Consider the following 11,505-nt stretch of genomic DNA (forward strand, 5'->3'; position numbering starts at 1 on the left):
TTATCGGGAAGCTCCCACTCTGATGCTAAACTTCCAAGATGGAAGGCATAATATGCGGCGTCCGGCCCACTTCTTTGGCAAAATACCGCCGAAGCTGCTGCTGCGTCGCTCGCAGCCAGGCGTTATGATCGTAAGGCTCCTTCTCGCCAAGGCGGTTCAAGTTCCGCTTCAGCATCGCCTCCGCCCGCCGCAGCAGCGGTCTGGCGTCCTGCATATAAACGAAACCGCGCGAGACGATGTCCGGTCCGGCCAAAATTTGCCGCGTCTTGCGGTCGACCGTCATGACGACGATCACGATCCCTTCCTGGGCCAGCTCCATCCGCTCCAACAACAGGGTGTCTTCATGGGTAGGACGCATTTCCCCGTTACTGATGAGCACTTGCCCCGAAGGAATGGTGCGCCCGCGTTTCGCCCGGTTCCGGTACACCGACAACGTATCCCCGATGTTCATGATGAAGATGCGATCCTCAGGAATACCTGTTTGCAGCGCCAGATCGCGATGGCTGAGCAGCATCCGGTACTCACCGTGGATCGGGATAAAATACTTAGGACGAATAAAGCTGAGCATCAGCTTCAGGTCCTCCCGGCAACCATGCCCGGACGTATGGATGTCGAAAATCGAGCCGTAAATGACGTTTGCGCCTGCCCGAAGCAGCAGGTCGATGCTGCGGTTGATATTTTGCGCGTTGCCAGGAATCGGCGAGGACGAGTAAATCACCGTATCCCCCGGATAAACCTGCACATTCCGATGTGCACCCGAAGCAATCCGGCTGAGCGCAGCGTTGGGTTCGCCTTGGCTGCCGGTGCAGACAATGAGGACCTGCTCCTCAGGGTAACGGTCGATGTGCTTCACATCGATCAGCATCCCTTCCGGAACGCGGATGTAGCCCAAATCCTGACCGATAGCGAACACTTTCTCCATACTGCGGCCGATAACCGCGATTTTGCGGTTTACGATCGCGGCCGCTTCCACCACTTGTTGAAGCCGATGCACGTTCGAGGCGAAGGTGGCAAATAAGATCCGCCCCCGGCAGCCGCGGAACGACTCCAGGATGGCGTCACCAACCCGACGCTCGGAAGGGGTAAAGCCTTCCTTCTCGCTGTTGGTGCTGTCGGCGAGCAACGCCAATACGCCTTCTCCCCCGACGCTGGCCATCTTAAACAGATCCGCCGGACGGTCCTCCGGGGTGAAATCGAATTTGAAATCGCCGGTATGAACGATCGATCCGTACGGGGTATCTACTACAATGCCAAAAGCATCGGGAATGCTGTGTGTCGTCCGGAAGAAATGCACAGCCAAATGCTTAAATGCATACCGGTCATTTTCATGGAACACATGCAGCTCCGCTTGCCCAAGCAACCGATGCTCCTCCAATTTGGCCTTCACCAAGCCAATCGTCAACGGGCCCCCATAAATAGGCAGCTGCAGTTGACGTAACACATACGGGATCGCACCGATATGATCCTCATGACCGTGGGTCAGGAAAAGCCCTTTCATTTTATGCTTGTTCTCAATCAGATAACTGATGTCCGGAATGATGCAATCAATGCCCGTCAAACGGGAATCCGGGAATTTAAGCCCCGCGTCAATCAAAATGATTTCGTCTCTGAACTCGATGCCATACATATTTTTTCCGATTTCCCCGATCCCGCCGAGTGAAAAGATCCGGACAGGTGGAGGTGACGGCTTCGAACGCCGATTTGTCTTAACTGATTTAGTTGCTGCTACATTCATTAGGTCGATAATCCTCTCTGAAGAGTTCGTTCAATGGGTTCATAAGAATTATACTGAATTATGAGCACAATAACTATTTAATTTTTACAATTCTCCACTGAACCAGATGAATTTACTGCAGAACCTTCACGAAAAGAGGAATTTTGCATAAAAAAGGAAGACAACAAAAAAAGAGCCGTGCATCAACACCGGCTCCTTTGGCAGTGGCTCCATCAACGGATTATACACTTTTCTTTAACTTGCTGATTAATTCCTCATATGTATCGATGACTTGCGGCGTTGCAAAGTTCCTGTATCGTTCGAATAGCTCTACATATTTAACCATGACAGCTCGGTGAGAATTGTTTAATTGATTGAACTGTTCCAAGCTTTTAAGTAAGTAACGAAACCCCTCCGGGTACTTACCTCGGCGGAGATCATAGTCGGCTAATTCGATATAAAGTTGGGAGATCCGATCAAGAATAAACTGCGGGCTGTACATTCCCGTAGTCAAGGGCTGATGATCTAAAGCAGCCAAATCTTCTTTAAACCGTTCAAGGATATGTTCAATCGAGAAGTCATGCCGATTGGCGTTTTTAACCAGATTGAAGATCATGAGGATCTTGTCCGCTTGTCTGTTTTCGCAGTAGGTGACATATTCATCGAGTACCGTAATATCCCCGGAGGAAAGCCGGGTTATAAGAGCGTTTGCATAGGCCCATTCACGAAACAGGTTCCGCCAATGTAACGTTTCCGGATCGTTTTCCCGCACCCAACTTAGATCATGATAGCGTTGGATATAAAGTAAGGCTTGGTCATATTCCCCCCGCAAATTATGTACACTCCCAAGCAGCAAATAGGAATACGCCAAATAGTAAAACAAAGGTCTAGTTGTCTTCCGTTGCAAGATCTTTCGCTTCTGTTCCGAAAAGTAATACACTTTGGCCTTGTGCTCCAATCGTTGAGCAATACTCTCCACCCTATCCCATCGGTTTAAGGCACGATAGGTATTGGCCAGATCCCTTAACGCATCGAGTTGACTCGCTTCATCCAGTCGCTCAATATACGGTTCGAACTGGATCGCTGACTGATAGTTTTGATCCTGATTCGTCCCTTGACCGATCAGGAATAAACGATATTGGCAAAGGGCCAACCGTTCGGAGTGCTGCTTGCGCTCGGTCATCGCCACATTTTCGTATAAGATCCCCGCTGCTTCATATTCGCCCTTCTCGTACAATTCTTCGGCCAAATCAAATAAAAGTTGAGCATAAAGCGGGTTGTCCAGCAATAATTCAACGATTTCCCGAATGCGATCAAACTGGCCCAACTCCGCGCAGTTATGAATTAGTGGTTTTACTCTTCGCCAATCCGGATCCTTCTCGTGCAGATACTCGCTGATATAAGTCTTATAGAAATGGCCTCTCGGAAATCCCAGCACCATGGTGATCCGTTCTAATTGATCTACAGCCAGCGGACGGTTTCCGTTCAGAATGGAGCTTAACGTCCCTGGGTTCAGTTCAAGCTGCTTGGCCAATTGAGTGAGATTTAGCTGGTGTCGCACCATATATTCTTCTATTGCAGCGACAATAGTGGCACGCGGTTTCAAAGGAATCCCCCTCTATTTTGCAAAAAAAACTATTCATCCATGATTTTAGGGGATTATGTCTAATTCGAATAAAATGGAAATATCTGCAACCCTGATTTGTTCAAAAAGACCACTCCTCACAACCTTCAATATGAAAAAATCAACCATCCCAAAGGAATGGTTCAACTTTCTATTTTCAAAATAATATTCCACTCGAATTTTGTCAATAATATGCAATAAAGAACTTATGAATTCTTTTTGATAAAATATTGAACTTTGAATACTCTGCAGTTTGCCCCTCCGCTTGGACTAAACTTAATACGAGAGGTGGCCTCTATGGATGTAGCAAAGCAGGTCGGAAAAAATGTCAGATACTATCGCAAGCTCAAAGGGCTTACGCAGGAACAACTGGCCGAGTCGACGGAAACGTACGGTTCCTACATCGGACGGTTGGAACGCGGGGAGCAAAACGTTCAGCTCGAAACGCTGCATAAAATTGCGGATGCCCTGCAGATCAGCGTATATGCTCTATTTCGCAATCCAGGGTACGACGAGCTCCAGGACCAAACTTGGATTTGGCAGATCGTGCAGCTGCTGCAGGAACAGCCGGCCGAGGAACAAGCGCGTGCGTACCGTGTGCTGAAGGAAATGTTTCGTCAAAAATAAAAGGGTTTAAAACGGAATCGATCCGCTTTAAACCCTTTATTTATGTTCGTCTTAGTCCCACAATCCGCTGCGCTCCACGACCTCCAGCCACCGTTTGGCGATGACATCGTGGCCTGCAGCCGTCGGATGGACGCCGTCCCAGATCCAGTAAGCGGCCTCGGCTTTTTCCGTCGCCGCATCAAACGCATCCTGCAAAGGAACATGCACCGTACCAAACTCTTCAGCCAATTGACGAACGGTATCCTGGTACCGTTTGATCAGGCGCTCCCATTCGGTCCATTTTTCCGCCGTAGCTCCGGTTTTCAAAATAAACGGCTCGCATAACACCAGCTTGGTGTTCGGCAATACTTCCTTCGTCTCCTCCAGCAAGTGACGATACGCCCGTTCGAAACGATCCGTTGCCCCGCTAGGTTCGCCGCTCATTTGCCGCCAGGCGTCGTTAACGCCGATCAGCAGACTAATCACGTCCGGCTTCAGACTGATCGCATCCTCGTTCCATCTTGCGTAAAGGTCGGAGACCCGATCCCCGCTCACGCCCCGGTTAATGAATTTTGGCTGCAAATGCGCGTATTCATGACCTAGCTTCGCGGCGATGATGTAGGCATAGCTGTGGCCCAAAATATGATTCAAATCCGTGCCGCGATCCCGATTTCCGTCTGTAATGGAATCCCCCTGAAACAATACGGTCAACTGCTTTTTCATGCGTTTCCCCTCTTTCCTTCCATGATCTCCGTTTCCCATTATAGCTTTGAGAGACAGCGATCCTCCATGGAGAAATTAGTGCAAAAATACAGTTTTCTTCGCGAACTTCAGCCTTTTTTCGATAAATCCCTGCAAAACTGCAGTTATTTTAGACGGAAAACGTCAAACCCCGAATTGGATAAAAAATTCCTGCACTTTTGCAGGGATTTGCACTTGGGGCCCCTGATTTGCACTCGGGGCCGTCTACTTCACCGCCACAAAAAAGAGCCGGGCCGCCTCATCCACCGCCTCGACCCACTCGAAATCAGCATAGATGTAGACCTCGCGGAAGCCGCAGCGCAGCAGCTCGCTTTTCATCCATGCCGGGTCGTACGCCCGTTGGATATGCGTTTCTTCGAACCGACGGTACAGTCCCGGCCCCTGCTCCTCTTCCCGGGCGAAAATCGTCAAATGATGCTCAATTTCGTTCCGATACGCATCTCGCTCACAAGTCCAGATATACGACACACTCGGCTCATCCCAAACAAACGGCTGCTCCTCCTCATACCGGATCAACGTGTTGGGATGATGCACATCAAACAGGAATGTCCCTCCCGGCTTCAACCCTTCGTATGTACGGCGGAAGGTCCGAATGATGTCTTCCTCTTCCAATAAGTAGTTCAAGCAATCGCAAAAAGAAATGACGGCGTCGACCGGCTCCGGCACGGACCACTCCGTCATATCCTGTTGCACCCAGCGCACGCTGCCCTCGCGGAACAACCGAGCGCCTTGGGGCGTGGTTTCCATTTTACGGCGGGCTACCGCCAGCATGTCAGCAGACAAATCGATGCCGATCACCTCGAACCCGGCATTCACCAGCGGAATCGTAATGCTGCCGGTCCCGCAGCCGAGATCCACAACCGTCTTTGGCATACCGTACCGATCCCAAGCTGTACGGGCGAACCGGATCCAGTCCGGGTAAGGCATGTCCTCCATCAATTCGTCGTACACGTAAGCAAATTTCCGATATGATGCCATGGGCTCGTCACCGCCTTCTATCTAGTTGCTGCTGCTTTCTTAAGCTTCCGGCTGCCCGCGATCATCCGCACCGGCAGCTGGGGACTGCACCAAATACGTCCAGTTCTCCTTCTGGACAACCTTGCCTTCCTTCATCAGCTTGCCAAGTGCCCGCTTGAACGCAGACTTGCTGATCGCAAACCGCTGCTTGATCAGATCTGGGGGCGTTGCGTCGGAATACGGCATACTTCCGCCCGGTCGACTCTCCAGATAGGCGAGAATGCGCTCCGCATCCTGACCCATGCCGATTTCCTTGCGCGGCGCCATCGACAGGTTCACACGCCCGTCCTCACGGATATGGGCCACCCGTACCTGCACGCGTTCGCCCAGGCGCAGCAAGCGGCTGCGTTCCGTGGCGTGGATCATGCCAATCGCTCCGAATCCCAGCACGCCGCCTTGGACGACGACAAACGTCCCCATCTGCAGCGGTTTGTAGACGATGGCATCAAGCCATTGGTTTTTCCACGAGGATGGCGCATGGAAAGCATGGGGAGCCAAATCCTGCTCACCGGCCAGCTTCGCTTTGAGCCGACCTTGTTTGTCATGCTCCATGATGACGTACACGTGGTCGCCTACCTGTGGATGCAGCTCCTTCATTTCGGGCAGCTCACGGATCGGCAGCAGCAGCTGACGGCCCAGCCCCATCTCCAGGAAGCAGCCGAGCCGCGGATGCACATCAGCCACCTCAAGCAGCGCCAGCTCGCCCAGCGTGAGATACGGCTTCTTCATCGTAGCCGCCAAACGGTCCTCCGTATCGTAGAACAGAAACACCTCAACCGTTTCCCCCGGCTTCACCTGGCGGGTCAGCTCGGAGTAATGGAGCAGTACATCTTGCCCGCCTGCACTCAGAAAATACCCATACGGCGATACCTCGCGATCGATCGGTAAAGAGACGATGGTTCCCGCAACCAGACTCATACCGTCTCCACGACCTTGGCATCCGACCAAAGCCGTTCAATGTTGTAATACTCACGCTCATCGCGATGGAACACGTGCACAACAACATCGCCCAGATCCATCAGTACCCAGCGAGCAGAATCCAGGCCTTCAATGCCGCGAATTTGGGCCCCCACCTCATGCGCTCTTTTGCGAATCTCAGTGGCAATCGCCTGCACCTGCGTATCCGAGTTCCCGTGGCAGATCACAAAATAGTCCGCGATTAAGGAAATCCCTTTCAAATCGAGCGCCACGATGTTCATTGCTTTTTTATCGTCTGCAGCTTGCACTGCCAAGTTCATCAATTCATTGGAACTAATCGCCATTCATTCAGCCTCCTTAGTTTTTCTTCGGTTTACGATCAAATCATTACGTGCCAATACCGTCAAAGGAAAGATCGGCTTCCCCTTCTCCAGCAAAAAAGATATCGTTGAGTCAAACCCTGCGATCAGCGCATCATCCAAACTCGTTTCCGCCAGCTCGCGAATCCGCTCCACACCCGGGAATTCGCGCCCCGGTTCGATGTAATCTGCCAGACAGACGATTTTGTCCAGCAGCGTCATGCCAACTCGGCCGGAGGTGTGATAACGAATCGCGTTCAGCACCTCTTCATCCTCGATCCCGTAATCCCGCCGGGAGATGAACGCCCCAACCTCGGCATGCAGCAGCTGTTTGTCGTGGTTTAGCAGTTCGGCATTTAGGCCGTTGTCGCGGATGATCGCTTCCTGCTCCTCGATTGGCCAAAACTTGGCCAAGTCATGCAGCAGCGCGGCTAAATCCGCCTTGACCGGGTCTGCTCCGTACCTCTTCGCCAGGATGACTGCACTCTCCATCACGCCCTCAACATGCTTCCAGCGCTTGGCGGGCATCCCTGCCGAGACGGAGGCGATCAGTTCTTCACGGCTGTAACCCATACAATCCGCTCCTTGTCATATATTCATACACGGCATCCGGAACCATATATCTGACCGAACGTCCGGCAGATAATCGGCTGCGAATCAGGCTTGAAGAAATATCAACAAGCGGCATCTCCGCGAGCTGTACCGCCTCCTGAATAAACGGAGGCAGCGCGTCCAGCTCCAGGAAGCTTCCGGGGCGCTGCAGCCCGATAAACGAAATCATCCCGGCCAAATCCTCAATCCCTTCCCACTTCGGAAGGTAATTCACCATATCGGCCCCGATAATAAAATAAAACTCCAGATCGGGGTGCAATGCGCGCAACTCCCGGATCGTATCTACCGTGTAGGACACACCGCCGCGGCGCAGCTCGATATCCAGCGGCTTAAAGGCAGGATTGCTGCCTATCGCCGCCTCGACCATCTCCAGCCGCTGCTGGCCGCTCACGCCGGCCTGATGTTTATGCGGAGGGATATGGGAGGGCATAAACCAGACCTCTTCCAGATGGTATTGTTCTCTGGCCGCCTCCGCCGCCAATAGATGGCCGAGGTGAATCGGGTCAAACGCCCCGCCCATAATTCCGACTTTTTTCATGTTGCGTTGCCTCCAATAACCTTTGAATGCAGCTCGTTTCAAGGCAGCTCGATTTGCTTATATTCACGAGACTCCTTATATAAAATAATCGTCCGGCCGATCAGCTGTACCAGCTCAGCGCCGGCGCCTTGCGCCAGCTCCTCGGCGATTTCCTGCGGATCGTCCAGATTATTGTTCAGCACAGAGATTTTGATGAGCTCCCGGCGCTCCAGCGCTTCCGAGATTTGCTTAATCATATGCTCGTTGGTACCGCCTTTGCCAACTTGAAAAATCGGCTGCAGCCCATGCGCTAAACTGCGCAGGTAACGTTTTTGTTTTCCTGTTAACATGTCGTATTCAAGACCCCTTAACATTCAATTATGCGACAACTTGCGTTATTGATTCATGCTCTCCAAGACCGCTGCCCGCATCGCACCCACCGGCGCAATCAGGCCAGTCCAACGCTCAAACGCGTAAGCGCCCTGGTAAATGAACATCCCCAGCCCGCTGTGAATCGTGCAGCCTTTCGCCTCAGCTTGCACCAGCAGCTCGGTCTTTAGCGGATTGTAGATCAGATCGCTGACCACGATCCCCTCCGGGATGAGCCGCGCATCCAACGGACAATCGCTCACGTGCGGATGCATGCCAACGGAGGTGGTGTTAATGATGAGGTCCACTTCCGGCAGCACCTCAGCCAGCTCATCCATGCCGCAGCCGGTTAAGCTGCCGAGCCCGGACCATTCGGCGGCCAGCTCCTGCGCTTTCTCCCCGGTGCGGTTGGCGATTGTCACGCGCCCCGGCTCCTCCTGCAGCAGCGCGTACACAATGCCCCGGGCTGCGCCGCCGCAGCCCAGCACCAGCACGCGTTTGCCCTTCAGCTCAGGGGCAGCCTCCTCCTTCAGCGAGCGGATATACCCGATACCATCGGTGTTGTACCCGGTGAGCACGCCGTCGTCGTTCACGATCGTGTTCACCGCCCCGATCAGCCGCGCGCTTTCGTCGATGTGGTCCAAGTAGTTCATCACTTCCACCTTATGCGGAACCGTGACATTGATGCCTCGGAACCCCAACGCGCGAATGCCCCGGATTGCTTCCTCCAACCGGTTCCCTTTGACGTGGAACGGCAGGTAAGCACCAGTAAGCCCGCACGCCTGCAAGGCGGCGGTGTGCATCACCGGCGATTTGGAATGCTGAATCGGATCGCCGATGACGCCGAGCAGCAGCGGTTGCCTAGCGCTTCCGTAGTCCCTTGCCTGTGTCTCTCCCCATTTTTCGTGATTCGCCTGCTCTCGCTCTCCCATCGGTTCTCCTCCCGCTCGCCGGATTTTCCGAATAATAAAGGTCCAAATGGGCCTTATTTACTCTAAAGTCCGTTTCTACTCAAAAATAGCGGTAAATTATGGCCTTATTCCACCTGAAAAACGCCGCAATCGCCCCTACTTCGGGCCACGCTCCAAAAATAACACCCATAATGACCGCTATTTTGCTCAATCCTTGCGTTTTCCATCAAATAGCGCCTTTTTTTACCCTTATCTGTGCTGCATGGCAAGACGCTAGCCAGCAAGGCCAGCCAGCGTCCACACCATCAAACCCTTAAATCAACGACGGCCGAACGAGCACCTTCACGCCTTTAGGCACATGCATCGCGACGACCGCACCCGCATCGTTGTTAATTTTGATCCAGCCTAAGCCGGAAATAAACACATCGCTCCGGCTGCCCTTCGGAATCCGGAATTCATGGCGCGTCCATTCCGGCAACGCTTCAATATGCTCCTTGCTCGGCGGTGACAGTAATTCCCCGGCATGTTCCGTGAACAACTCATCCGCCCGGGCAAGCTTCGTACGGTGAATCGGCACCCGGATGTTGACGAAACAAGTGAACGACTGGCGCTCCCCTTGAATGAAATCAAACCGGCCAAAGCCGCCAAAAAAGAGCGTCTGTCCCTCATTCAGCTGGTATACCGCCGGCTTAAGCGGCTTGTCCGGCATGATGACGCCCAAATCGGATGGGGCTACCAGCTCGCTGTAGCGGGACGGATACACAATCCCCGGCGTATCAATGATCGCCCGGCCGTCATCCAGCGGGATGTGCACCATGTCGAGCGTCGTGCCTGGATAACGCGAAACGGTCAACTCCTGATCCAGATCGCTGTAATCCCGAATCAACCGGTTGATCAGCGTTGATTTGCCAACATTCGTTGCGCCAACGACATACACGTCTCGATCGCCGCGCCGTGCCGCCACCGCATCCAGCAGCCGGTCGAAGCCGCTGTTTTGCTTGGCGCTGCACAGAACGACGTCTTCGATCTTCAGCCCCAAGTCCTTGGCTTCCTTCTGCACCCAGTTACGGACTTTGTTCCAGTTCGTTACTTTCGGCAGCAGGTCGGTCTTGTTTACCGCCAGCAGCACCGGATTGTTCCCAACAAACCGCTGCAAGCCAGTAATCACGCTGCCATGAAAATCGAACAGATCCACGATATGAATGACCAACGCTTCCTTACTGCCGATCTGCGACAGCAACCGCAGGAACTCGTCCTGCTCCACCGTAACGGATGAAGATTCATTATAGTTCTTGATCCGGAAACAGCGTTGGCATATCACCGGTTCTTTCGATAAAGCTTGCTCCGGGACGTACCCCGGCTTACTTGAATCCTGCGTTTGCAGCACAGCACCGCACCCGCTGCAACGAAGAGCGCCTTCTGCGCCCCGTACTTCCGTCATCTCCTCTTGTCCTCCTCGAGCCATAATCCAACCTTGCCCAGCCGCCGCTTCACGATTCGTTCCAGCATGCGATTAATTTTCGTGCCGAACCTTTCATCCTGAACGGAAATCGGGAGCACGAGCACAGTAAACAACCCTTGCCGGTTCCCGCCAAAGACGTCGGTCATCATTTGGTCGCCTACCACGATCGTCTCCTTCGGGCCAAGCCCCATCATTTCCATCGCTCGGTGAAAAGCTGCGCCGGACGGTTTTCTGGCTGCGTGCACAAACTCAATATTTAACGGGTTGGCGAATACCGACACCCGATCCAAATTATTGTTTGACACAATCACGAGTTTAAACCCGCATTTCTTCACTTTCTCAAACCATTCGATCAGTTCGGGAGTGGCCAGCGGCGCTTTGGCTCCGACCAGGGTGTTGTCGAGGTCGGTGATGATACCGCGGTAGCCTTGGGCATAGAGTCCTTCCAGATCGATATCGAATACGCTGTCCACGCGCATATTCGGTATAAACTTCTCAAACAAATACGTTCACCTCGGTTTCATACGACAAACTATACCATATTATTCCCCCGACATGCTTCTATTTTAAAAAAGAAAACGCCTCCCGCGCAAGCACGGGGGCGTTAACGTTGACAGAGTATATAAGTTTACGA

The 11,505-nt window shown here is 52.9% G+C and carries 13 protein-coding genes; 1 reads left to right on the forward strand and 12 read right to left on the reverse strand.

Features of this window, described 5'->3' with window-relative positions; all coding sequences use genetic code 11:
- Positions 1 to 25 precede the first annotated feature (25 nt).
- Together rnjA and U9M73_RS10235 are read right to left on the reverse strand one after the other, a co-directional pair.
- Positions 26 to 1,735 (reverse strand): ribonuclease J1, encoded by a 1,710-nt coding sequence (rnjA, locus tag U9M73_RS10230; protein ID WP_009224176.1) that lies wholly within the window; start codon positions 1,733 to 1,735, stop codon positions 26 to 28.
- A gap of 220 nt (positions 1,736 to 1,955) precedes the next feature.
- On the reverse strand, positions 1,956 to 3,320 hold the full coding sequence (locus U9M73_RS10235; RefSeq protein ID WP_323077190.1) for a transcriptional regulator: 1,365 nt from the start codon (positions 3,318 to 3,320) through the stop codon (positions 1,956 to 1,958).
- Positions 3,321 to 3,635: 315 nt separating this feature from the next.
- On the opposite strand from U9M73_RS10235, the gene U9M73_RS10240 reads away from it, so the two are divergent.
- Positions 3,636 to 3,965, forward strand: a complete 330-nt coding sequence (locus U9M73_RS10240; protein ID WP_028537439.1) for a helix-turn-helix domain-containing protein — start codon at positions 3,636 to 3,638, stop codon at positions 3,963 to 3,965.
- Between the two features lie 51 nt (positions 3,966 to 4,016).
- Here the strand turns inward: U9M73_RS10240 and U9M73_RS10245 are convergent, their stop codons facing one another.
- The 10 genes from U9M73_RS10245 to U9M73_RS10290 form a co-directional block, all read right to left on the reverse strand.
- Positions 4,017 to 4,667, reverse strand: a complete 651-nt coding sequence (locus tag U9M73_RS10245) for an SGNH/GDSL hydrolase family protein (RefSeq protein ID WP_009224179.1) — start codon at positions 4,665 to 4,667, stop codon at positions 4,017 to 4,019.
- Between the two features lie 243 nt (positions 4,668 to 4,910).
- Positions 4,911 to 5,684 (reverse strand): class I SAM-dependent DNA methyltransferase, encoded by a 774-nt coding sequence (locus U9M73_RS10250; RefSeq protein ID WP_323077192.1) that lies wholly within the window; start codon positions 5,682 to 5,684, stop codon positions 4,911 to 4,913.
- Between the two features lie 39 nt (positions 5,685 to 5,723).
- Entirely contained in the window at positions 5,724 to 6,641 is a 918-nt protein-coding gene (locus tag U9M73_RS10255; RefSeq protein ID WP_323077194.1) for a CvfB family protein, read from the reverse strand.
- Positions 6,638 to 6,985, reverse strand: a complete 348-nt coding sequence (gene rsfS, locus U9M73_RS10260) for a ribosome silencing factor (protein ID WP_016311377.1) — start codon at positions 6,983 to 6,985, stop codon at positions 6,638 to 6,640. The genes U9M73_RS10255 and rsfS overlap by 4 nt, the downstream gene beginning before the upstream one ends.
- The gene (gene yqeK / locus U9M73_RS10265; protein ID WP_028537436.1) at positions 6,986 to 7,573 is read right to left on the reverse strand and encodes a bis(5'-nucleosyl)-tetraphosphatase (symmetrical) YqeK; all 588 of its coding nucleotides are present in this window, start codon (positions 7,571 to 7,573) and stop codon (positions 6,986 to 6,988) included.
- Positions 7,557 to 8,150 (reverse strand): nicotinate-nucleotide adenylyltransferase, encoded by a 594-nt coding sequence (locus tag U9M73_RS10270; RefSeq protein WP_016311375.1) that lies wholly within the window; start codon positions 8,148 to 8,150, stop codon positions 7,557 to 7,559. Before U9M73_RS10270 ends, yqeK begins: the two co-directional genes overlap by 17 nt.
- Before the next feature lie 38 nt (positions 8,151 to 8,188).
- On the reverse strand, positions 8,189 to 8,479 hold the full coding sequence (gene yhbY / locus U9M73_RS10275; protein WP_009224185.1) for a ribosome assembly RNA-binding protein YhbY: 291 nt from the start codon (positions 8,477 to 8,479) through the stop codon (positions 8,189 to 8,191).
- A gap of 45 nt (positions 8,480 to 8,524) precedes the next feature.
- Positions 8,525 to 9,430: a shikimate dehydrogenase gene (aroE, locus tag U9M73_RS10280; RefSeq protein ID WP_009224186.1), complete on the reverse strand. Its 906-nt coding sequence runs from the start codon at positions 9,428 to 9,430 to the stop codon at positions 8,525 to 8,527.
- A 292-nt stretch (positions 9,431 to 9,722) separates the two neighbouring features.
- Positions 9,723 to 10,850, reverse strand: a complete 1,128-nt coding sequence (gene yqeH, locus U9M73_RS10285) for a ribosome biogenesis GTPase YqeH (RefSeq protein ID WP_009224187.1) — start codon at positions 10,848 to 10,850, stop codon at positions 9,723 to 9,725.
- On the reverse strand, positions 10,847 to 11,374 hold the full coding sequence (locus U9M73_RS10290; protein WP_009224188.1) for a YqeG family HAD IIIA-type phosphatase: 528 nt from the start codon (positions 11,372 to 11,374) through the stop codon (positions 10,847 to 10,849). The genes yqeH and U9M73_RS10290 overlap by 4 nt, the downstream gene beginning before the upstream one ends.
- Between the last annotated feature and the right edge of the window lie 131 nt (positions 11,375 to 11,505).

This window comes from Paenibacillus phoenicis, assembly GCF_034718895.1.
Lineage (GTDB): Bacteria > Bacillota > Bacilli > Paenibacillales > Paenibacillaceae > Fontibacillus > Fontibacillus phoenicis.